This window comes from Wolbachia endosymbiont (group A) of Myopa testacea, from assembly GCF_964027115.1.
Taxonomy (GTDB): domain Bacteria; phylum Pseudomonadota; class Alphaproteobacteria; order Rickettsiales; family Anaplasmataceae; genus Wolbachia.
Window position 1 is genome coordinate 841,323 of record NZ_OZ034729.1, and the last position, 24,339, is coordinate 865,661.

The following is a 24,339-nucleotide window of genomic DNA, read 5'->3' on the forward strand; positions in this document are numbered from 1 at the left end:
TGTTTAGTTGGAAGCAAAAGAAGATAATAGCTTCTTAGAGTGGATAGGTAGTAAGCTAGGTGTTTTTTTAAGCGTTTTCTATTCTTGCATAGAGAATAGAAAGAAGACTTTGTGGGAAAGTAAGATGGTAGATTGTATAAACAAAATTGCCGTGATAGGTTTTTCCGGGGCATTTCCAGGCGTTGACAATGCCTATGATTTGTGGAATTTAACTTCCACTGGTAGCCTAGGAATAAAAAAAAGCAACCAAGATCAAATTGCAAAGAATCTGCCAGATGATATTGCAAACAATACAAACTTTATTCCATTTGGAGGAGGGCCTAGTAATTTTAAAAATTTCGATGCTAGTTTTTTTGGTTATAGTCCTAAAGAAGCTAAATATCTGGATCCTCAAATGCGTAAGGCACTTGAGTATTCTTGGCACGCCTTCGAGCATGCTGGATATTGTCCAAATGGTATAAACGTACCCGTTGGTGTTTACATTGCTTCAAGTGTGAACTTCTATTTTATAGAAAACCTGAGGAACACTTTTCATGGAAATACCAGCGAATATGAAAAGAACCAGATTCTATTTCTTAATGAGCCAGATTTCCTAGCCACTAGAATATCGCATAATCTCAACTTAAAAGGACCTGCATTTACTTTAAAATGCGGCTGTTCTAGTTCATTAGTTTCAGTACATCATGCTTGTAGTGGTCTAAATAATTTTGATTGTGATATAGCACTTGCTGGCGGGGTTGCAATAAAACCAAGATATCACTATGGGTATATTTATGAGCAAGGTGGTATTATGTCAAATGATGGCTATTGTAGGCCTTTTTCAGATGATGCTTCCGGAACAGTATTTGCTAATGGTATTGGATTAGTTATTTTAAAGAGGTTAAGTGATGCAATAGATGACGGTGATCAAATATACGGTGTCATCAGGTCGAGTTTTACTAATAATGATGGTAATGATAAGGTTGGATACATGGCACCTTCTATTTCTGGACAAATGGCCTGCATGGAAACGGCACTAGCATATGCCGAACTAGAACCAAAAGATATTCAGTATATAGAAGCACACGGTACAGGCACGAAAATTGGAGATCCGATTGAATATAAAGGATTAGAAAAGATATTTGCAAGATCTCAAAAAAACAGTGTTGCGCTAAGTTCAGTTAAGAGCAATATAGGCCATTTGGACGCGGCTTCAGGTATTGCTGGTTTCATCAAGGTTTTGCTTGACTTAGAAAACAAAACGATTTCTCCCATAGCAAATTTTAGAAATCCAAATCCTGAGTTGGATGATTCTAATTCACCAATTGAGTTAGTAAGAAATTTAAAAGAATGGTGTTCAGGTGATAAAGGCAGAATTGCAATTATAAGTTCATTTGGTATAGGAGGAACAAATGTAAATATTGTTTTAGAAGAATATCTTCCTCAAAAAACAAATACTGCAGACTATAGCAAAGATAGTGACTACCTATTTACTTTTTCAGCAAAGAGTCCGGTATCTTTAATACATTATATTAATAATTTTAAAAATTATTTTTTGTCACATCCAGAAGTAAACCTAAGAAATTTATCATACACTTTACTAATTGGAAGAAGGCACTTTAATTATAGATATGCTGTAATTGCATCCAATGTACAAGAGTTGCTGTGTAAGCTTGAAGGTATAGAGAAGGATTTGTTAATTGTGGTAAACAAATATCAAGAAATCAGCCTTACAAATGACAACTTTAACAATCCAAAGTCATTGATTAATGATTGGCTTCAAGGTGCTATGATAACAAATTTAAGTGTCAAGATAGATGGATGCCATAGAATAGCAGCCCCACTTTATCAGTTTGCTGATTATGAATTCTGGATCTACATGAAAAAAGAAGGGTTTGAACTTAATGAAAAAATAACAGACGTTTCTCAATGGTTTTATATTCCTGATTGGAAAGCAACAAAAATACCAGAGAATAAAATAGATATTTCTTATAAAAATGTTCTTATTTTGTCATCTGCTAATCAATTTTGTAGTGAGTTTATTTCAACTCTTACTGAACATGGAGCTAAAGTTATAAATGTGTGTGTCAATGATTTTGACATTACAAAAAAAGAAAATTGGATTTCTTTTTGGCACAAGTTAAAAGAGGCGGACCACTTACCAGAAATCGTCGTTCATACATGGTGCTTGACAGATCAAAAAAATGAGGCGGTTTTCGATTTCGATACTTTAGGTATTTTTTCGTTAATGTACTTATATCAAGCCAGTATTCAAATAATCGGTGATGTTCCTCTTTTGACAATAATCGTGGCAAACCATTTATTTAATATTTCAGGTTGCGAATATATCGAACCTTTAAAAACAACTTTATTAGGTATTTCACAGGTTTTACCGAAAGAGCGTGAAAACGCCGCTTGTCAATTAATAGACATAGATTTATCTACCCCACATCATTTTTATATAAATTCATTACTTCAAGAAATTGCTTATAGAAAAAGTTGTGAAGTCGCATTTCGTCAGACAAAAAGGTTTATCAGAAGCTATAGCAAAATTAATCTTGCTCAAGAGTATTTAGGTAATTTTACAATTAAAGCTGATAAAAACTATTTGATATTAGGTGGGTTAGGAAACTTTGGCATGGAATTAGCTGAGTTTATTGGTGTACTGCACAAAGGTAATGTATTTTTAACTAGCCGTATGAATTTTCCTCAAAAAGAAATGTGGGATGAATGGTTAAAACAAAAAGGTACAGATAATTTTAATTAGTAAAAAAATTATATCCTTACAAGAGTTGATTGCCAAAGGCGCTCATATCGAAATTCTTAAAGCCGATGTTACAGATAATGAATCTCTTTATAATGTTCAAGCTTATATTAAAAATAATTACGGCCCTATATCAGGCATAGTTCATGCTGCAGGAGTTGTTGAGAGTGGGATGATACAGAGCAAGTCTATTGATTCTTTGCAATCAGTATTTGCTGCAAAAGTTAAAGGCACTCAAAATGTTTGTAAGACATTACTTGACAAAAATTTAGATTTTTTAATTTTGTGCTCAAGTATGAATTCTATTATTGGAGGCTTAGGGCAAATTGATAATACTGCGGCAAATGCTTACATTGATTCCTTTGCTGAGTATTGTGTAAATCGTGGATATCATAATGTTATAGCTATTAATTGGGGCGCTGTAAATGAAGCAAGAGCAAGGAATTATTCTACTCTTCCACAATTTACTGAATTAAGTCGCGAACATATTAAAAATAGAATGACTAAAGAAGAAATTTTTGATGTTTACTATCGGATATTTTCTACCAAGCTTTCACCACGTGTTGTAGTTTCTACAATTAATTTTAATGAGGTGATAAAAAATTGGAGTAAAGTTGGAAGCTTAAAGGAACTGATTAAAAAAACTGATATGAAAAAACAATTAAGAGAATCAGTAACAAATGTTGGTTATAAAAAGCCCAAAGATGATTTTGAAATTTTTGTTGCAAACTTGTGGCAAGAACTCCTAGGAATAGAAGCTATTGGTCTTGATGACGATTTTTTTGAACTAGGTGGTAATTCATTAATTGCTATCCAATGTATTGGATCTATAACAAAAAAACATCCCATAAAAATCCATGCTATGTCCATTTATGAATATCCAACTTTACAAAAATTTGCGTCATACATAAAACAATCAACCCTAGAAAGCCTTGAGAAACAAAAATTAATGGGAATATTATGAATAGCACACAAAGTATATTTAACTATTTTTTAGAGCAAAAGAATAAATCTCCTAACAAAACAGCGATTTATTATTCGAATATTGCAATAACTTATCAAGAATTATTTGATAAGGTAATCTATTATTCAGATTTAACTCGTTCTTTATGTTCCAATAGAGTACCAGTTGCACTTCATATGGATCGCACTCCTGATTTGATAGCGGCAATGTTTGCTTGCTGTTATTTAGATAGACCATACATTCCATTTGACATAAATCATCCCTTAGAAAGAAAACTATCTATATTGAATAATTTAGGGCTTAATGTTTTAGAGATTCCAGATATCTTACCATTGAGTGAGAATGTAGCATTCCCAAACACCGCCTATATACTCTTTACATCAGGTTCAACAGGACAACCTAAAGGAATAGAAATTAATGTCCGAGGAGTAACTAACTTAATCGAATGGGCTGGTGATTATTATGCTCCAGAGCAATTGCAGTGTGTTCTAGCATCAACTACAATTTGTTTTGATTTGTCTATTTTTGAAATTTTTGTACCGCTTTGCCTTGGATATAGCATTTATCTTGTTGATAATATATTAGACCTTCTTAACGAGAAACCACAATATTCAAAAATTACACTAATTAACTCCGTTCCTTCTGCAATGAGAGAAATTGTAGAAGCTGATTGCATTCCTTCAAATGTTAATACGATTAATTTAGCTGGTGAAGCATTATATTGGAGTTTGGTAGATAAACTATATTTAAAATCCTCAATAAAATCTGTCTATAACTTGTGGGGACCTTCAGAAGATACAACTTTTTCATCTATATATAAGTGTCCTAAGTATCACGATGGAAAGCAACCATCTGTTCCAATTGGGAAGTCCATTAAGGGATCAAAGATCAAACTTGTTGACAGTGAAATATGGTTATCTGGGCCGTGTTTAGCAAATGGTTACTATAAGAGAGAAGACCTTAATAAAACGAAATTTGTTATTAAAAACTCTATACGGTATTTTCGCACAGGGGATATTGCAGAATTAGATAAGGACGGAAATTTAGTTTTCAAAGGTAGAATTGATTTTCAGGTAAAAATACGTGGGTTCCGTATAGAATTAGAAGAACTTGAAAATCATGTTTTAAATATGGAACATACAATAGATGTAGGAGTTACAACTATAGATGAAGGTCAGAATATCAAACTAGTTATTGTTCTGTTTTTTAATAACTCAGGCAGTATTGAAGATATAAAAAAGCAACTCAGTAAAAGAGTCACTGGTTATATGATGCCTCACTATTGGTTGACAGTTGATAGTCCACTACCAAGGACACCTAATGGTAAATTATGCAGACAAACATTGAAAAAATTAGTATCACAAAATTATTTATTACCAAATAAACAGTTTGATGTTGATAGTTTCTGTAGTTTGGTTTCTACAGTTTTAAATGTTCCAGTGGATCCTAATTTAGGCCTTATATCCCAGGGGGGAGATTCTTTGGATGCAGTTAGAATTTTTTCGGAATGTAATAAACGCTGGAACAATAATATTACATTAGAAAAGCTACTAAGTCAAAATTACACGATTGCTGACCTCGAAAAACTTGCCGATGTTACTAGGGTAAAAACTTTAGAAGAAAGTCTTACTCTTTTTAAGAATAATGAGGTAAGTTTTGAAGAAGCAAGGATGTATAATGTTTATATTCACTCTAAAGATTCAAGTAGCTATAATATTGCCATAAAATTTAATATTCTTAGTAAGAAGCTAGATATAGATAAATTAAGAAAATCATGCCATTATATTCTGTCAAACAACAAAATATTCCAATGTAATTATGTACTAAAAAATGGTGAGATATACAAACAATACAATCCTAAAGACGTCATCATTTCTGATATCCTAGATCCGAGCTTTCAGGATTTGCCTTTTGATCTATCGACGGACTTGCTGGTCAGAGTTATATTAACACATCAAATATCTGATTGTTACTGCCTTTATTTTTGTTTTCCACATGTAGTTATTGATGGTATTGGCATTGATAATCTTATGAATCAAATATCTAAACATTATGCAGGTAATGATGTTAATGTAGACCATGTTATCATTTCTAACAGCAGAAATTGCATATCCCAAGCATTAGAATTTTGGGAAAAAGAACTAGCACAATATGAACCTCTAGTTTCATGGCCTAACAATAATTATTTGAGTTCAAATAGTTATCGAAATGCTATAGAAATTGATACTGAAACGAAAAAAATTCTCTGTGATTATGCCTATAAACTAGATTTAAGTTTACCAACTCTACTGTTTGGTGCATTCTATATTACCTTATACAGAATGGATTTCGGAAAGTTTTTGACTATAGGCTGTCCGACTGCTAACAGATGCTCACCTGCACGACAGCAACTTGTTGCGAACTGCATTAATACATTGCCAATTTTAGCTGAAATCCGTGGAGATAATACAGTAAAACAGTTTTTTTCATACTTTAGAAAAAAGTTTTTACAGTGCTTATCATTCCAAAATGTACCAACAGATAAAGTTCTACTCGCTATAGCAAACAAAGGCCAGCATAAAAACTTTGATAATATTTTTGATATTATTTTTAGTTATTTAGATATTGGAAAAACTTTTGAAATAGAGGGCTTATCAATTAAAAGTGAAATTATGTTTCCTAAGGCTTCAAAAGCCCCCCTGGTACTTTCTGTGGTTGATAAAAATGACAAGCTTGAATTTATCTTCGAATGTCAAGGCTGTAGAATAAGCCAAAAGTATTTAAAGGCCTTAGGAGAAATTTTCAAGCATTTGCTGTTGGAGCTCCCAATATCAGAGACAAAAAAAATAGATAGCATAAACATGCTACCGAAAAGGCATTTACAAATAATACGATCCAATGCAATTTATAATAAAATTGACTGTAAAGAAGATTTAGTACAATCCTTTTTAAGAATAACAGGTACTTATCCTAGAAAAATTGCAATAATTGATCAAGATCATAGTATTACTTATGAAGAACTTCTTATAGAAGCAAAAAAAGTTAAAAATGCAATTCTAAGCAAAAATATTCCTCCTGAAAGCGCTATTGGGGTTTCTATGCCTAAGACTTGGCGAGTAGTATCATCTATTTTAGGAATCTTGTTAAGTGGTTGTTATTATGTGCCTCTTGACCCTAGAAATCCTCCATCACGCAATCAATATATACGCAGTAAAAGTGGTATAACACTTGTAATTACTGAAGATTTATATCAGGAATTTTCAGATATAGACGTAAGTGATAAGGATTTTCATCAAAATAGAGAATTTTTGGATAAAATTGCATATGTGATCTTTACTTCAGGTACAACTGGTACCCCAAAGGGAGTTGCAACAACACATCGCAACGTTGCTAGATTATTTTTAGCTTGTCAAGAATGGGCTCATTTTAGCGACAAAGATACGTGGACATTGTTTCACTCATATGCCTTTGATTTTTCTGTATGGGAAATATTTGGAGCTATTTTATATGGTGGTACACTTGTTGTTGTCAGAGATGAAACATGTAAAGATTTTAAAAAGTTCTTAAAACTCATAACTGATAATAAAATCTCTATTTTAAGTCAAACCCCTACAGCATTTAAAAACCTACTTTCAGTATCTGACACGCAATTTGATACATTTACCCCAAGAATAATTGTATTTGGGGGAGAATCGTTAACCCCCAATATTATAAATGTTTGGTGGCGTAGATACGGCAAGGATAAAACAAAATTTATCAATATGTATGGAATAACTGAAACAACTGTTCACTCTGCATACAAATTTATTGATGAAAAAGTTCACAACTCTAATATTGGAATCCCCTTGCAAGATGTTGGAATAATTGTAGTTGATCGAAATCAAGAATTACTTCCTGTTGGTGTTCCAGGAGAGATTTGGATTTCTGGCCAAGGTATTTGTAAGGAATACATAAATGATCCCAACTTCAATAATGAAAAATTTATTTTTAAAAATTTTCCAGAATTATGTTCTGAGTCATATAGATTTTATAAAACAGGTGATCTAGCGATTTTGAATGAAGACGGAGATTTTGAATATTTAGGCAGAATAGATACACAGATTAAAATTAATGGATATAGAGTGGAAGTAAAAGAAATTACTAAATCAATCAGCAAATTTCCAAATATAGTAGACTCACATGTTATAGTGGTAGAATTAGAAAATAGCATAAAAGCACTTGCAGCATATTATATAGCCAGCGAAAAAATAAATCATTTAGAGTTGAAATCCTTTTTGAATCAGAAGCTTCCTAATTACGCGATACCAGAGTTTTTTATTCCAATTGATTTCTTTCCACTTACTGTTAATGGAAAAGTAGATAACATAAAGCTACCTAAAATCACTATGAAACCTTATAATAATCGCTCAGACACGATAGCAAGAAGTTTTGAAGAGCTTATAAGAGCATCATGGTATCAAACATTAAACATTAGAGATCTTAATAGTAATGATAATTTTTTTGATCTTGGTGGCAACTCTATAAAAGCAGTTGTACTAGCGAAAAATTTAAATAGTAATATCAAAGGTAAGAAAACAGTTTCTGTTGTTGATGTTTTTAGATTCCCAATTTTTAAACAACAGGTAGATAATTTAGCCAGAAGTATTCTGGAGGGTAAAGAATGCTAAAATTAGAAGAAATAGCGGTTATCGGAACTCACTTAAGGGTGCCAGGAGCAAAAAATGTAAACGAATTTATAAATAATTTGATAACGTCCACTATATCAATCAAATCTTTGCCGAGTGTAAAATGTGGTGCTAGCAGTAATATGGTTAATGCCAAAGGGATTCTTGATGATTACAATTGTTTTGATGCCGGGTTTTTTAATATATCTGACCAAGAAGCGAGAATTATGGATCCTCAACATAGGGTGATACTTGAAGCAGTAGTACACGCTCTTGAAACAGCTGGCATTTCATATTTAGAAAATCAAAAAACTATAGGTATCTTTTGTTCTTGTTCAACCAATTATACCTACTCGTTTTCGCTTTATGAGAATGGCACTTTAGGTTCACTTGATAAATATAGTTGGTTGATTGGAAATGATAAGGATTACTTGGCAACTAGAGTGGCATATAAACTTAACTTTACCGGTCCCGCTTTAACCGTACAATCAGGATGCTCAAGTTCACTTGTGGCTCTACATCAAGCATGCAGGTCTTTGCAAATATCTGACTGTGACATAGCAATAGTTGGAGGTGTTTCGATAACGCTACCTATGTACAGTAGCTATGAATTCGTTGAAGGTATGATTTATTCTAAAACAGGTTTATGTAGTCCTTATTCTTCAGAGGCTGATGGTATTGTTGATGGATGTGGAGTTGGCGTTATTGTTCTTCAAAAGAAAAAAGAGGCTATTTTTGAGAAAAGAAATATTTGGAGTATCATTCATGCATCAGCAATAAACAATGACGGTAGTAACAAAGCTAGTTTTTTATCACCTAGTGTTGAGCAACAAATTGAAGTTATTAGGAAAGCTTTAATGCAATCAAATTTAAACCCAAAAGAAATAGGATATATTGAAGGCCACGGTACAGGGACAGTTATAGGTGATGCAATGGAACTTACTGCTTTAGATGAGGTGTATGGTAAAGATAGGAGCAATTTATGTTATGTTGGTTCTGTAAAAGCTAATATTGGTCACCTCGATGCAGCTAGCGGTATTATTAGTTTCATAAAAGCAACTTTGTCCGTCAAACAAGGCAAGGTATTTCCACAACCCAATCTGTCACAAGTAACGAATCATATAAAACAAGAAGAAAGTTTTTTAAGGTTTGCAACTCAAACTAACAGTTGGAACGATGATTGTAGATACGCAGCTGTGACATCCTTGGGTGTTGGCGGAACAAATGTGCACGTTATAGTCTCTAATCATGAGAATAACTTTACTTATATACCCCTTCCAAGTACTAATTTTAGAAAATTTAGGTATCCAAATAAATTAGACCAAAACATTACAGATAAAAATGTTTTGATGCAATCTACTGCTCATAAAAGTGATATTTGTTATAATACTGAGCAAAAAATCTTATTGGCATGGAATCAAACATTAGGTGTAAATATCACTTTCATAAATGAAGATAATTTTTTTGAGCAAGGCGGAGATTCATTGCTAGCAGTAAAATTAGTAAATTTAGTAAATAAAGAGATTCAAGTCAATTTGTCTCCAGTGGTTTTATTTAACTATCCGAAATTGAAAGATTTAAAAGCTTATATTGTTGAAAATTTGAAACAAAAAAAGATGCAGGAAGAAGAAGTTTATGATCAGCTGTAGTAATAAAAAAAATTATGACCATACCTTAATCTTTTTCCCATTCGCTGGAGGAAACGGTGAATCATATATCCCATGGTTTAAACATTTTTTACCTAACATTTCCTGTAGATATGCTTTACTAAAAGGGAGAGGAAAATATTTTCATAAAAATGCTTTTAATACAATCAATGAATTGATAGATGATATTATTCCAGAGGTATATAAGGTTTGTGATAAACCATTTAGCTTTTTTGGGCATAGTATGGGAGCACTTATTGCTTTTGAGATGAGTAGGACACTGCATAAAGAGTTTAACATTATTCCAGATAATTTATTTATTTCGGGATTTAGACCTCCACAGCTTACCCATAATAGACGCTTTCTACATACTATGTCAAAAAAAGAACTTTTAGAAGAAATACGTAAAATGGGAGGTTTAAAACTGATTGAACCAATTAACATAGATCAGTTAGAGCCATTTTTCCCGACACTGTATAGTGATTTCAAGTTGTGTGAACTATACAAATATAAGCACAATCAACCATTGTCATGCAAAATATCTGTTTTATGGGGTGATACAGATGATTGCATACAAAGTGAGCAAATATCATTGTGGCAAAAAGAGAGCTGCTTCCCTATAGATTTTAGAAAATTTAGTGGTGGGCACTTCTATATTTGGGAAAATACGATAGAAATAGCTTTATTCATTAACAACAAAATTAAGGAAAGTTTATTATGAGTTATATAGATCTGAACGAGCAAGAAATTATAAAAAACATGGAAAATAATATATATGAGAAGCTACAATATATTCCATCAAAGATTATCACTATGAGTATTGGCAAGATAGGTCAAACCTTATTAGTAAGTTCTGGAATGCCTTCTGATACATTTAATACAGCGTATGGAGGAGTAATCACATCAGAATTAGCTGATAATGTGATGAAATATTACCTGAACAAAAAGATGCCAATGGCTTGGTGGATTGGACCTTCTTCTGCCCAAAACTCAAATTTAGAAGTAAGTATGAAAAGTGCTGGTTTTGTCCATGATGAACTTGATGTTGGGATGTACTGCGATCTCCATGATTTATCATTGGATGAATATAGTTTGCCTACTGAGTTATTCATTAAACAGTGCGTAGATGCAAAAGATTTTGCAGATTTTGGAGATGTATTAGCATCTATTTTTGATCCTGTTGATGAGCATGTAAAAATGTTTTATAGAAAAGTCTCGAATTTATCTAAAAGCGAGAGAGTGAATTTAAATTTATTTATTGGTTATGTTGATGATAAGCCTGTATCTACAGGAGGACTTTTTTTAACAGAGGTGGCTGGAATTTATGATATATCTACTCGTCCAGAAATGCAGAAAAAAGGATATGGTTCTGCTATGTTTTACACATCATTAAAGTTTGCTAGAAATAAAGGTATAAAATACGGTGTACTACAAGCTTCTCCAGATGGCCTTAATATATATAAAAGGTTTGGATTTGAAGAAATTTGTGAATTTAATGTTTGGAATAATAAAGATAGGTTATAAAAATTTTAATAGGTCGTGCACATGAGGGTTTTTTCTACAAAAGTAATATTATTTACTTTTTATTTCATTTTTTCTGCATTCAAGCCAGTTCATGCAGATAGTACCTTAGATACTCTAAAACAACTTTGCAATACTTATGGTGTTAGTGGTTTTGAAAATGACGTAAGAGAAATACTATCAAAATATTGGACAGAACAAAGAATTAAATATGAGATAGATGGAATGGGGAATTTAATAGGAAAATTTCCCTCTCATTCTGATGAAAAACCCACTTTGTTAATAATGGCCCATATGGACGAAGTAGGCTTTATGACTAGTAAAATTGATGATGACGGGTTCATAAGCATTATCCAATTAGGTGGATGGATGGATCATGTGATCTGGAGTCAAAAGTGGGTTATTCGTACTCCCGATGGTAAGTATATATCAGCGGTAAGCGGTATGGATGCTCCGCATGTTCTTAGTGATTTTACAAAAACACCTTCTGCAAATAAAGGAGCGTTATTTCTTGATACAGGTTTATCCAAAAAAGAATTAATTGATTTAGGAGTAAGGCCAGGTCTTCCAGTTACTCCGGATTTTAAATTCCAACAGCTATCAGACAAAAGATATGCTGCAAAAAGTTTTGATGACAGAGTCGGATTGGCCATAATTATAGATGTTATTAAGTTAATTAATAATAATCCAATATCCTTGAACAAAATCAATGTAGTCTTTGCTGCTACTGTCCAGGAAGAATTAGGAATGAGAGGCTCAAGGGCAGTTTATGAATCTACAAAGCCAGATCTAGTAATTAATATTGAAGCTGGAATAGCAAGAGATTATCCAACCCAATTCACTACAGATTCTGTTCCAAAACTTGGGTATGGAACAGCTATATTTGTTTATGATGGTAGCATGATGCCAAATCAAAACTTAGTACAAAAATTAGGAGAAATAGCCAAAAAGAATAATATACCCATTCAATGGGAGTTAGAGATTTCCTATGGCCAAGATGCTTCTTGTCTGCAATCCGCTGGGAAAGGTATGCCAGCAGTTAACATAGGGGTTCCTGTCAGATATGCGCATAGCCATATCGGTGTTATCGATAGAGACGATTATGATAATACTGTAAAGTTATTAACTAATATCATTCTAAATTTAGATGAAAAGTTAATTAAAAGTTTACCATGACTAATGATTCAAAAAAAATTTTTTTGACACTAATTCCTATTATACTGTTAGGCCCAATAGCAATGGATATTTTTTTGCCTGTTTTACCAATGATAAAAAACTATTTCCAAATATCCGTTATAGAGACACAGTGGACGCTAAGCATCTTTGTGGCTGGTTTTGGAGTATGCCAAATATTAGTAGGTTTCTTATCAGATAAATATGGTGTACAAAATACGTTATTAACATCTGTCATTATTTTTATTACTGCAAGCATAATATGTGCTTCAAGTTCAAATTTGCCTTTTTTTCTCATTGGAAGACTTATGCAGGCACTAAGCTCTTGTTGTTGTATGGTCTTATCTTTTGTGTTGGCAAGAAACATATCTTTAAGAGATATTGAAAGCGTTCAAGCTTTTAGCATATTGTCTAGTTGCACGGGATTGGCACCTATAATAGCCCCACTCATTGGTGGATTAATTGTGCAATACTACGGTTCATGGAAATACACTTTTTACTTTCAGGCATTGTTAGCAACTATTGGTGCAGGACTTTTTGTAAGAAATATGGGATCAATATCTCATATTCTAAAGCTTTCTAATCAAAGCTGTTCCAGAAATTTTAAGAGTTACGGACTGGTGCTAAAAGACTTCAGCTTTTGGCATTATGCATTTTTTGGTTCCGCTGGCATGATTATGTTATTTACGTTTTTTTCAGTTGTGCCATATATTATGTTGGAAGAATTTCATTTAAGTGAAAAAAGGGTTCCTGCTGTCTTTAGTATATACTCTGCAGGTTTTATTTGTGGTAATATTATTACCACTATACTCATACAAAAAATAAATTTAGACATAATTTTAACCCTTAGTTATCTAGCGATATCGTTCCTGTCATCCATCATGATTATTTTTACAAATTATATTAGCTCTCTTCAAATATTCACCATATTCATGTTTAGTATAAATTTTTTTATTGGCATGTCTTTTGGAGGCTCTATGTCTGGAGCAATGAAAAATTTCGAACGTAATTCGGCAACAGCAGCATCTGTATATGGAGTTCAACAATTTATGATGGCTTTTTGTGTTGCAACATTGCTAGTCACATACAATTTTAATACTCAGTATAATTTGAGCATCATAATATTGATTACTTCTATATCAGTACAATGTGCAAGTTTTTTTATAAAAAAAAAGTTATTAAGAAGGTAATTGTTATGTTTCACACTAAACCTCTCAGCAACACATTTGGCTTGGAAGTGCTAGACGCAAATCTTCATGTCAATATGGATTCAGATACAATCAAATATATTGAGCACCTTATACTAGAACACAAGGTTGTTGTCTTCAAAGGTCAAGAACTTTCTCCCATTGAACAGATTGGCTTTTGTAGACAATTTGGAGAAATTGAGCCTCATCCATTAAAGAACAACACTTGTCCTTATAGAGAAATGACTTATGTTTCTAATGTTACAGAAAATGGAATCTCTAAAGGATATCCTGGCCCCCAATTTTATATTTGGCATTCAGATATGTGTTATGAAAAAATTCCCCCTAAATTCTCGTTTCTCTATGCGGAACAAGTTCCAGAAATTGGTGGTAATACTCTATTTGCTAATACAACCAAGGCGTACGAAGATTTAGATCCAATAGTGAAAAAGAAACTACAAGGAAAAAAAGCTACTTTTGGTTTTTCTGATAAATTAATGCAACGGTGTAAGCAAAGGGGTTATAATTTAATAATAGATAAGGAAGATCAAAAGCCAGACTGTGCTCACCCAATATTTAGAGAACATCCCTTAACTAAAAAAATCTCTATTTTTGTAAATTGGACTCATACTGACTCAATTATTGAAGTGAATGAAAATGAAAGCGAATATTATCTAAATTTATTGTTCGAACATTCTACATTAGAGAAATATATTTATTTGCACAAGTATCACAAAAATGACCTTATTGTATGGGATAACAGCGCTACTTTGCATACAGGGGATGGTACGATCGAAATTGATAAGCCAAGAGTAATGCGTCGTGTAGTTATAAGGTTCTGATGATTAAAGTTTTAAAAAACATTACAAAAAACGGTCTTAAAAACTACTTAGACAAGGGTTACTCAATTCCTGAAAAAATAGAACAATCTGTTTTTAAAAGGCAAAATGAATTTGCGGTTGGTCGCCTATGTGCAATAAGCGCACTGGAAACTTTACTTGGAAAGTTTGAAGATACCATAGGTCAAGACAATTTTTTTCGACCAATATGGCCTGATGAAATTGTTGGTTCAATAAGTCATAGCGATAACTATGCTGTAGCAGTAGTAACTTTCAAACAAGATATTTTTAGTTTAGGCGTTGATATTGAGGAAGTGGATTTATGCGCTAGTAAAATAAACAGTATACAAGAATTAGTAATCACAGAGTTAGAAAATAGGTTAATAAAATTCCTAAATAATTCGAATATTCCTGAGTTAAAGGCATATATAATTTATTTAATTTTTTCTGCTAAGGAATCTTTCTTTAAGTGCATTAATCCATTGTGCAATTTGATATTTGATTTTAAAGATGTTGAGCTTTTTGATATCAATTTAAATAAAAAAACTTTTAAAATAAAATTAATCAAGGATTTAGAACTATCCAATCTTTCAACAGATGCAATGGTGTTTTGCGGAAGTTTTTTCTCATTATTTGAGGGCAAAGTAGTGTACACGCAAGTTGATTGTAAACATGAAATCTATGGCCAACCCAGAAAAAGTTTACCTGAATATTAAAAACAAAGTCGATGATGAAGAGGGTGAAAAGGAGAAAAGAAAGCTATAGGTAAACCTTTCTTTTGTTAACTATAGTAGTAGGGGAAAGGGTTTACTGCTCCATTGTTGTTTCTATATTAAAACATCTTCTAAAAGTTTTTCGGACTTTTCTAACTATAATGCACCCCATAAATTAGACCAAAAAAAATTGGTTGATCCGAGTAGGAAGGTAAAAGGGGTAAAAGTATGGCAACAAAAAAATATGAACCAGAGTTAAAAGCAAAGATAGCTTTGGAAGCAATAAAAAATCAAAAAAGCACAGCTGAGATATGTAGTGAATATAAAATACCATCAACAAATCTATATGATTGGCGTGATAGAGTATTGGCAAGGTTAAAAGACCTATTTGTTGAAGAAAGTGAAAGTGCGAGAAAACAAAGAATCTTAGCGCAAGAAATAGAAAGTTTACATAAAATAATAGGGGAATTGACGGTGGAAAATAGTTATTTGAAAAAAAAATTACTGAAATAAGCAAAAAAGATAGAGTAAGGTTTATAGAAAAAGATTCTGATCTATCAATTAGGAAACAGGCTGACTTACTGGGGATTTGCAGATCTGGCCTATATTATAGGCCTATAATTAATAACGAAAGTGAAGTAGCAAATTTGATTCAAGAAGTATATTTGGCTTCTGATTGCCGTTATGGATATCGTAAAATTATTGCTGAAATCATAGCGAGTGGAGTAGTAGTCAATCACAAGAAAATCTTAAGAATTATGAATAAAATGAAGATTAGTGGGCTGTATTGTAGAAAAAATATAATACAAGTATTAAAGAAAAAAAGCATAAAATATATCCTTATTTACTCAAAGATTTGATTATTTGTAGAGTTAATCAGGTATGGGCTACTGATATAACATATATCATGGTAGAAGGTAAGTTTGTCTATTATGTGGCAATAATGGACTTGTATAGTCGCTATATTATTGCTCATTCATTATCACCATATCTTGATGCTGGATTTTGCCTTTATACTCTCAAAGAAGCTCTAAAACAAGGTAAACCTGAGATTTTTAATAGTGATCAAGGAGTGCAGTTTACTAGCTACAACTTTATTATGGAATTAGAGCGTGCTAATATTAAATTAGTATGGATCATAAAGGACGTTGCTTCGACAATATATTTGTTGAGCGTTTATGGAGAACTTTAAAGCAAGAAGCTATATATTATTATAGACCTAAATAGTATCAGAGATTTGAATCTTATAATAAACGATTTTGTTGGTTGGTATAACTATAAAAGGCGACATCAGACTCTACATTATAAAGTTCCTGCTGATCTTTATTATCATAAATAGTAAATGAATATATTGATAAATACTTTAAATGTGTGTCGATGTATTTATCAACATATTCATTTTAAAAATCGGATTATTTTGAAAAAAATGGTCTAGACAAATGGGTGCACTATAGCCTTTCCCATACCTTGTCATCATGTTATTCGTAAATCTGGAAAAATTCATAAGTACCGCTGGGGAGTAGAGCGCAAGAATTGCTTATGAAGCACTGCTATACCTATCTATTAGTAAGAGCCTTTATCACTGAATGAATAATATCACGCAACGCCCCATCCTTAATTTTTCTATATTCCCTTACCAGCCTTGATATTTCTTCGCTGCCTACATCACTACGAAAGGCCTTATCATGTAAGTCTTCAGAAGCTTTGGTAAAAAAATATGACATATCAACGGACAGTGCTTCTGCTAATTTATATAATCTATCCACTATAAGCCTAACCTCTCCAGTTTCATATCCTTGTATATGCTGAAATGAAATTTCAAGCTTTTTTCCTAAGTCCCTTTGGCTAAAACCACACGTTAGCCTTCTTTTCCTTATTCTTTCACCTATTTGTTTATCAATAGGGTGTTGTTCAGCTTGCACAATCATTTATTAATATCTTAATTTATATATCAAAGCAATACTAACTCTCATTGTAACCTTGAGAAAAAGATTTTACTAACGTATAAACTACACTACGCAACCTTTTGCTCTTAATTTCGTTATATCCTTTGACTAATTTTAGTATTTCTTCATCGTAACTTTCATGTGAGTCGGCGTGCATATTAGTAAAAAAATCAGCAACATCGATCGATAGAGCTTTTGCTAAGTCATACAGTCTACTGGCTAAAATGCAATTTGAACCATTTTCGTACCTTTGTATCTGCCTATATGAAACACCTATTCTTTTTCCTAACTCAGTTTGCGTTAAACCACAGTATAACCTAATTTCCTTTATTTTTTTGCCTAATTGCACCTTTAATTTCAGTTATTCAATTTACAACAAATTTTATGAAGTGGAAAAACAGTCAACAAAAAAATTGCTTCAATAATTTCTGTCTTTCGCTAATTAAATTATGTAGCGTTATATACCTTTTCTCAATTTCCCTCATCTCTTTTTCTCGTTCTGCAATGCTATTTCGTATTACTTCAGCCGAATATCTGCTTTTACCACTTGCAAACTCTGATCTTAATCTTCTCACCTTATATTCAAGCTCAGAAAATCTTTCATGCTGCTCGAGAAGTTCTATCATGTGACTGATTTCAGAATTTAACTTTTCTTCCTCTACATCTCTCACAATAAAAGAAAGTAGAAGCTTATCTATCTGGTAATCAATATTGGGTTGAGCAGCAAATAGATCAATCATGGCTTTTACGTCAGTAGGATTTGTAACTAGTAAGTTAAAATTACTACATAAAAAACTATAGAACTTTATTGTCTTCTCAAGATAATTTTTCATATCTTGTGATAATTCCAATTCTTTGTGAATTCCTGACAGCAATATTTTCAATTCTTCCAGGTATTTCGTATCAAAATTACCTGCTTCTGTAGGTAAAAGGATCATTAGCAGCTTTTTTACAAGCTCAACATCATTTGATTTTACTGCATTATAAAGAGCTTTTTCCTTATCTTCTTTTAAATCATAAAGCTCTGATGAGTTATCTGTGCTGAACAGGTAATTTGCCACTTCAGTGTTTCCTTGAGGAGAATAGATTAAAATGTCTACTTCCCTTAGGGGGTGATCATCATTAAACTTTTCTAACAACTCTTTATCGGTAATTTCCTCTATCGCTACAGCAGCTTTACTGATCTTTTTCAGCTCAGAGACATTGTCTCTTGAATTTTCAAGTATATCTTTAGCCTTGTCTAGGAGCTGCTCATATAGAATTACTTTTTCTTCATCATCAAGTAGCTGGCAATGCTTCTTCAGCTTTGCAATAGAGTAAGATAAGAGATCCATTTGTTTCAGTTTTACAATCACAATACCCAATTTTTGTTGAAACTGAAATAATTTTTATAGGATGTGTTTTTCTAGTGTAAATGCCCGTTAAATTTGTTATTATAATGCACAGTAAATCAATAAGTCGTATAATATTAACAATTAAATAATATTTATCACGATATAGTAATGAAATTAAGTGAGGGTTACAATGAAAAAAATAAATGGTAAAAAATTGTCTAGTAAAATGTTAAAAGCGGTAGAGCGAATAGCAAAAGAAGGGTTATTACCTAATTTTATAAAAGCTGCTCCAACAGCGAATAAAAAGATTAGTAAATTACCTGTCTTAACATATCCTGAGGAGCTCAATCCATTTCGATCAGCTTTATGCAGGACAAGACTAAGTGAGTATGAAAATATGAAACTAAATGAATTCCTGGAAAAAGCTATTGCAGCTAAAAATATAAACGAGTTAAGTAAAGTTATCGATGAAGCTTTGGACTTAGGAATAAGAATAAATGCTGCCAATGAAGATGGCTTTGGCTTTGCTAACGTTACAATGTTTAAGATGTATCGTGATGAATTCAAAGGGAATAAACAAGAGGATATAATCAGGAAGTTAGCATTAAATGGAGCAGATTTTAATGTACAAGTTGATAAGAAAATAACTGAAATTCATCAAAAGGTGCAAAAAGAAATTGAGCCACAAATATATAGTAGGCTCACAAAACTCAGGGAAGTTGGAGAGAACGCTACTATAGAAGGAACTGTTGAAAATGTAGAAATCGATAATAAGACCTTCTATATGGAATTTTCACATAGCTGCATAGTTGATGTTGCCAAAGTTGTAGAAGGTGCAAAAAATTTGGGCTTAAGTAAAGGAGACTTAAACCTTGGTGGCAATATTATAAAAATAGCTGATGGTGAAGTTGAAGTCAAAACTGGGAAAGGCGGTGAAAGAGACTACGTGGATATATCGGATAACAGTGCTTTTGCAGTCACATTTTATACTAGCCTAGGAGAGCTAAATTTAATGGTATATCATGACACAGCAGACTATCATCAAGTACAAATTGAGGTAGAAGATGAAGAAATGTGGAACGAGTTGCAAGAAATAGGAGAAATCGTAGGAAAGGGTTGTTTATTTGGTGGAATGTCTGTTAAAGAAGCAGTAGAAAAAGGCAGTTTTACTAGATGTGGAAGGTGGGGCGACCAAAATTCTAAAAGTAGTGAGACCTTTTCTTGGGTGAATAAATTAAAAGACAACAAAACGACATCCGTAGGACGTTCTTGATTGGAGACAAGTGGCTATGTTTCACATAGCTACTTGTATATCAGAAATAAATGGTTAACTATTACAAAGTAAAGTGGTTTTTAAAACTCAATTCAATTTATCATAAATAATTTACTTTAATTAGTATTGCTTGTAGAAGTGTTTTATATTATAAAAAATACCTGAACTTTAAAATTTGTACTATTTGTTAGCAAGAGCCTTAATCACTAAATGAACAATATCACGCAATGTTTCATCTTTAATTTTTCTATATTCTCTTACTAATCTTGATATTTCTTCGCTGCCCACATCGCTACGGAAGGCCTTATCATGCAAGTCTTCAGAGGCTTTGGTAAAAAAATATGACATATCAACAGACAAAGCTTCTGCCAAATTATACAATCTATCAACTACAAGCCTTACCTCTCCAGTTTCATATCCTTGTATATGCTGAAATGAAATTCCAAGCTTTTTTCCTAAGTCCCTTTGGCTAAAACCACATATTAGCCTTCTTTTCCTTATTCTTTCACCTATTTGCTTATCGATAGGATGTTGTATGGTCATTTTACGTATCAGATAATATACTTTGAGAAAAAGATTTTACCAATATATAAACTACACTACGTAACCTTTTGCTCTTAATTTCATTGTATCCTTTGACTAATTTTAATATCTCCTCATCATAAGCTTCATGTGAGTCGTTATGCACATCAGTAAAAAAATCAGCCACATTAATCGATAGAGCTTTTGCTAAGTCGTATAGTCTACTAGCCAAAATGTGGTTTGAACCATTTTCGTACCTTTGTATCTGCCTATATGAAACACCTATTCTTTTTCCTAACTCAGTTTGTGTTAAACCACAGTATAACCTAAGTTCCTTTATTTTTTTGCCTAATTCCACTTTTTATTACTAATTTTAGCTGTTCAAGCTTATATTGAATTTTTTAATTTATGAAGTGGAAAAAAAGAAGGAAAGCTAGAGAACTTTCCTTTCAGTCTACAGATTACAATAAACCACTGTCATAAAAACTAAAATGGCTCTTCTGTGTTACGATTATATGATCTATTAATTTCATTCCTACATTTTCACAGGTTGCAGCTAATGTAAGTGTGTTATCTTCATCCTCTTTAGATGGCTTTATATCTCCACTTGGATGATTATGTGAAATTGCAACAGATGATGCGTCAATCAGTAATCCCTGTTTGATTATTTCCCTCACATACAGAGGTACTCTGTCTATAGTTCCACAGTCTTGAATATACTCATATATTAAATGACCACTTCGATCTAAGTATACCACTCGTAAGCTTTCTTTTCGTGACTGCCCTATTGCTGCTTTAAAGTATTTTAATAGCTCTTCTCTGTTATCAAGAATCGACAGCTTTTTTAACTTACCTTTCAATATCCTATCGAAAATCTCTTTCAGGCAAAAGATATTTGCTATTGCTCCATCGTTCATTCCTGTAACATTTTTTAGCTCGTGAAGATCAGCATTAATTACCCTTCCTAAACTACTAAAGAGCTCCATTAGCTTTTTGGCAACTTCTCTTCCTTCTGTGTATGCAGATAGATTACGTTCCAGTAGCTCATGGTCAAGCAAAGACCTACCTCTACTTGATAGAATACGAGTTTCTAATTTCTCTTTTCTCTCACTATTATTCATAAAAACCTCCAAGATCAACATTATATACAAATTCAACGCCAGCTTTCTGACGCAGTAGTTCTCGAGGAATAACCCTCTTGAACTCTAAATTTGCAATGTTGTCCTTGTTGCTTTAAAAGCTGGAATACCATTTGCCATATGAATTTGTGAATTGACATTTACTGTGCTAATTCCCTGAAGCGCAACGGTATTTATATTTGCAATCATAATATATTATATAAAATTGTTAATATAATGTATTAAAGAAGTGATGAAGTAAAGGCTACAGCAATTAAAGATGGCTTAACTTAGCAAAAAAGTGCATAGTATCCTATCACTTTGCTGATTATAAAATGTTTATAAGGATAATAACTTTTCTTTTGCTATACTCAAGCGCGGTTTTCTGTGGTGATTGTAATTTTAATTTACCATACTGTGGGCTCAGTTGTAATCTGGATCTATCATATAGAAATTTAAGTAATATAAAAAAATTGTTGAATAACGACGATAAGTTTGTTGCGCTTACGTTTGATGATGGGCCTTCCAACAATAGAGTAAACGATATTATTAATGTTCTGGAAAGCTATGAAGCAAAAGCAACGTTTTTTGTGCTTGGTGAACGTATAAATAAAAAAACATATGAGATAGTAAAGAAAATCCATGAAGCAGGTCATGAGTTAGGCAATCACTCTTGGTCGCATAGGAAGTTGACATCACTTTCAAGTGAGGAACAATTGCAAGAATTGGAAAAGACAAATACAGCAATTAAAAATGCAATAAAACAAGATGTAAAATGGTTTCGCCCGCCATATGGATGTTATGACGATAATCTGATTGAAAATACTAATAAATTGGATATGTATTCGATATTATGGACAGTTGATTCGCTAGATTGGCAAGGTGATAAACCAGAAGCTTTAGTTGAAAGAGTTTTAAGTAATGTACATAATGGGGCAGTTATACTGCTTCATGATCACAATAACAGATCAAACACAATTGAAGCTTTACCTCATATTATTAAAATACTAAAAAAATCGGGTTACAAGTTTGTTACCTTAAGTGAGTGGGAGGAAAGGGTTTGTAATACGGTAAAAGCCAGAAGTGTAACAATAAAAGAGGGGGAAAAAGTGCGTTTTGAAGGAATGTTATGTGGACAAAAAACAAAGTCTTTAACCGCAGAGCATTTATATTAGGTGGTATTCAGCTTACCATTTCCGCCATTTTTAGTTATAGGTTATATAATTTACAAATACGAAACAGACAAAAATACGAAACGCTGTCTAATAACAATAGGGTACGAATCACCGCTATTATGCCTCAGCGGGGCAAAATTTTAGATAGGAATAGCACTGAACTTGCGATAAACAAAATTTCGTATGTTGTTTTATTTGATGGGCAAAAGACTTCTGGTGAGGAGGTCGATTTGCAAACATTATCAGAAGTCGAGTCTAAAATAGCAAGATCGTCAGAAACAAAAGTAACTGCTCTTTATAAACGTTATTACCCGTTTGGTTCAATATGTTCTCATGTAATTGGATATACAAAAAGACAGCAAGGTATAAGCGAAGTAGGAATCAGCGGTATTGAATATACATATGATCATATATTGAAAGGCAAGCCAGGAAAATCTGAGCAGGAAATAAATTCTAAAAAACGCGTCATAAAAGAATTATCAAGCATACCACAACAAGACGGACAAGATGTACAGCTAACAATTGATATTAATCTGCAAGAGAAAATCGCAAATGTATTTAAAGATCACCAAGGCTCCGCAGTGGTAATTGATGTAAGTAACGGAGAAATTTTAGCACTATATAATTCACCTTCTTACGATAATAATCTTTTTGCAAGCAGACTATCAAATGAGACTTGGGAAAGCTTGAATGCTCCTTCATTACCACTTGTGAATCGTGCATTGTCGTATCAAATTCCACCTGGTTCAATATTTAAAGTAATAGTTGCGCTTGCGGGTTTAAAAGACGGGATAATAACACCAGAAGAGAAATTCTCGTGTAAGGGCTATATGAAAATAGGTGAGCGGAAATTTCGTTGCCTGAAAAGCAAAGTCCATGGGTATGTATCTTTAAATGAGGCAATGGCATTATCATGCAACACTTACTTTTATAACATAGGAAAAAAAATAAGTGTAGACTCTCTGGTGGAAATGGCCAGAAAATTTGGTATTGGCGGTGGGTCGCTGATTGGAACGTTTAAGGAAGAAGCTCCGGGATTGTTGCCCGATAGAGATTGGCGCGCACGAAAACTATATTCGCAGTGGTATTTAGGTGACACTATCAACTTAGTTATAGGACAAGGGTATTTGCTTACAACACCACTGCAGCTTGCAGTTCTTGCAGCGAGGATTGCAACAGGAAAAGAGGTAATTCCCCACATTGAAATGAGTAATACAGTACAAAATTTCCCTGACATTGATGTAGATTATGAGCATTTTAGCATAATTCGAAAAGCTATGTTTGACGTGGTGAATTCTAACTATAGAAAAGGGCTAAGCGGCATACAAATTGCCGGCAAAACCGGTACACCAGAGATAAACTCTAAGGGTGAAAGTCATAAGTTATTTATCGCTTATGGTCCTTACCATAACCCGCGCTACGCAATCTCTGTGTTTATAGAACACGGCAAAGCCCCGCGCCAAGATGTTGCTATGGCTAATGAGATATTTCAATACATGCTTGAAAAGTAACTATAAATATTATGGCTATTACTTGTCGTGT

20 protein-coding genes and 1 pseudogene are annotated in these 24,339 nt (G+C 32.8%); 15 read left to right on the forward strand and 6 right to left on the reverse strand.

The genetic code is table 11. The features are described from left to right. Positions 1-7 precede the first annotated feature (7 nt). The 12 genes and pseudogenes from AAGD91_RS04215 (at position 8) to AAGD91_RS06380 (ending at position 16,972) form a co-directional block, all read left to right on the forward strand. Entirely contained in the window at positions 8-2,746 is a 2,739-nt protein-coding gene (locus AAGD91_RS04215) for a beta-ketoacyl synthase N-terminal-like domain-containing protein (protein WP_341820728.1), read from the forward strand. Positions 2,747-2,771: 25 nt separating this feature from the next. Continuing rightward, a complete protein-coding gene (locus tag AAGD91_RS04220) occupies positions 2,772-3,707 on the forward strand; it encodes a ketoreductase domain-containing protein (protein ID WP_341820729.1) in 936 nt (311 codons plus the stop codon). Then, positions 3,704-8,353, forward strand: coding sequence for an amino acid adenylation domain-containing protein (locus AAGD91_RS04225; RefSeq protein ID WP_341820730.1), 4,650 nt, complete (start codon positions 3,704-3,706; stop codon positions 8,351-8,353). The genes AAGD91_RS04220 and AAGD91_RS04225 overlap by 4 nt, the downstream gene beginning before the upstream one ends. Then, on the forward strand, positions 8,347-9,999 hold the full coding sequence (locus AAGD91_RS04230; protein WP_341820731.1) for a beta-ketoacyl synthase N-terminal-like domain-containing protein: 1,653 nt from the start codon (positions 8,347-8,349) through the stop codon (positions 9,997-9,999). The genes AAGD91_RS04225 and AAGD91_RS04230 overlap by 7 nt, the downstream gene beginning before the upstream one ends. Then, positions 9,986-10,717 (forward strand): thioesterase II family protein, encoded by a 732-nt coding sequence (locus AAGD91_RS04235; RefSeq protein ID WP_341820732.1) that lies wholly within the window; start codon positions 9,986-9,988, stop codon positions 10,715-10,717. The genes AAGD91_RS04230 and AAGD91_RS04235 overlap by 14 nt, the downstream gene beginning before the upstream one ends. Continuing rightward, entirely contained in the window at positions 10,714-11,520 is an 807-nt protein-coding gene (locus AAGD91_RS04240) for a GNAT family N-acetyltransferase (protein WP_341820733.1), read from the forward strand. Before AAGD91_RS04235 ends, AAGD91_RS04240 begins: the two co-directional genes overlap by 4 nt. A gap of 21 nt (positions 11,521-11,541) precedes the next feature. Further along, positions 11,542-12,693: a M42 family metallopeptidase gene (locus tag AAGD91_RS04245; protein ID WP_341820734.1), complete on the forward strand. Its 1,152-nt coding sequence runs from the start codon at positions 11,542-11,544 to the stop codon at positions 12,691-12,693. Positions 12,694-12,755: 62 nt separating this feature from the next. Continuing rightward, the gene (locus AAGD91_RS04250) at positions 12,756-13,880 is read left to right on the forward strand and encodes an MFS transporter (RefSeq protein WP_341820735.1); all 1,125 of its coding nucleotides are present in this window, start codon (positions 12,756-12,758) and stop codon (positions 13,878-13,880) included. A 5-nt stretch (positions 13,881-13,885) separates the two neighbouring features. Further along, complete coding sequence (locus AAGD91_RS04255) at positions 13,886-14,719, forward strand: TauD/TfdA family dioxygenase (RefSeq protein WP_341820736.1); 834 nt, start codon at positions 13,886-13,888, stop codon at positions 14,717-14,719. After that, positions 14,719-15,432 carry a 4'-phosphopantetheinyl transferase gene (locus tag AAGD91_RS04260; protein WP_341820737.1) on the forward strand — a complete coding sequence of 238 codons (714 nt, stop codon included), beginning with the start codon at positions 14,719-14,721 and terminating at the stop codon, positions 15,430-15,432. The genes AAGD91_RS04255 and AAGD91_RS04260 overlap by 1 nt, the downstream gene beginning before the upstream one ends. Before the next feature lie 225 nt (positions 15,433-15,657). Beyond that, positions 15,658-16,768: pseudogene (locus tag AAGD91_RS04265) on the forward strand (IS3 family transposase). Between the two features lie 111 nt (positions 16,769-16,879). Next, the gene (locus AAGD91_RS06380; protein ID WP_410541930.1) at positions 16,880-16,972 is read left to right on the forward strand and encodes an MGMT family protein; all 93 of its coding nucleotides are present in this window, start codon (positions 16,880-16,882) and stop codon (positions 16,970-16,972) included. Positions 16,973-16,985: 13 nt separating this feature from the next. On the opposite strand, the gene AAGD91_RS04270 is transcribed toward AAGD91_RS06380, so the two are convergent. The 3 genes from AAGD91_RS04270 to AAGD91_RS04280 are packed head-to-tail and all read right to left on the reverse strand — an operon-like array spanning position 16,986 to position 18,709. Further along, positions 16,986-17,357, reverse strand: a complete 372-nt coding sequence (locus AAGD91_RS04270) for a helix-turn-helix transcriptional regulator (RefSeq protein WP_341820738.1) — start codon at positions 17,355-17,357, stop codon at positions 16,986-16,988. A gap of 34 nt (positions 17,358-17,391) precedes the next feature. Beyond that, complete coding sequence (locus AAGD91_RS04275) at positions 17,392-17,724, reverse strand: helix-turn-helix transcriptional regulator (RefSeq protein WP_341820739.1); 333 nt, start codon at positions 17,722-17,724, stop codon at positions 17,392-17,394. Between the two features lie 52 nt (positions 17,725-17,776). Continuing rightward, complete coding sequence (locus AAGD91_RS04280; RefSeq protein ID WP_341820740.1) at positions 17,777-18,709, reverse strand: hypothetical protein; 933 nt, start codon at positions 18,707-18,709, stop codon at positions 17,777-17,779. 190 nt (positions 18,710-18,899) lie between these two features. Here AAGD91_RS04280 and AAGD91_RS04285 point away from each other — a divergent pair, with 190 nt between their 5' ends. Next, complete coding sequence (locus AAGD91_RS04285) at positions 18,900-19,982, forward strand: hypothetical protein (protein ID WP_341820741.1); 1,083 nt, start codon at positions 18,900-18,902, stop codon at positions 19,980-19,982. 180 nt (positions 19,983-20,162) lie between these two features. Here AAGD91_RS04285 and AAGD91_RS04290 read toward each other — a convergent pair whose 3' ends face one another. The 3 genes from AAGD91_RS04290 to AAGD91_RS04300 all read right to left on the reverse strand — a co-directional run bounded on the left by AAGD91_RS04290 (position 20,163) and on the right by AAGD91_RS04300 (position 21,625). Further along, a complete protein-coding gene (locus AAGD91_RS04290; protein WP_341820742.1) occupies positions 20,163-20,525 on the reverse strand; it encodes a helix-turn-helix transcriptional regulator in 363 nt (120 codons plus the stop codon). A gap of 1 nt (position 20,526) precedes the next feature. Beyond that, the gene (locus tag AAGD91_RS04295; RefSeq protein WP_341820743.1) at positions 20,527-20,862 is read right to left on the reverse strand and encodes a helix-turn-helix transcriptional regulator; all 336 of its coding nucleotides are present in this window, start codon (positions 20,860-20,862) and stop codon (positions 20,527-20,529) included. Positions 20,863-20,965: 103 nt separating this feature from the next. Continuing rightward, positions 20,966-21,625: a RadC family protein gene (locus AAGD91_RS04300; RefSeq protein ID WP_341820744.1), complete on the reverse strand. Its 660-nt coding sequence runs from the start codon at positions 21,623-21,625 to the stop codon at positions 20,966-20,968. Positions 21,626-21,957: 332 nt separating this feature from the next. Between AAGD91_RS04300 and AAGD91_RS04305 the strand changes: the two genes are divergently transcribed. Continuing rightward, the gene (locus AAGD91_RS04305; RefSeq protein WP_341820745.1) at positions 21,958-22,797 is read left to right on the forward strand and encodes a polysaccharide deacetylase family protein; all 840 of its coding nucleotides are present in this window, start codon (positions 21,958-21,960) and stop codon (positions 22,795-22,797) included. Then, entirely contained in the window at positions 22,752-24,308 is a 1,557-nt protein-coding gene (locus AAGD91_RS04310; RefSeq protein ID WP_341820746.1) for a penicillin-binding transpeptidase domain-containing protein, read from the forward strand. Before AAGD91_RS04305 ends, AAGD91_RS04310 begins: the two co-directional genes overlap by 46 nt. The last annotated feature ends 31 nt before the right edge of the window (positions 24,309-24,339 follow it).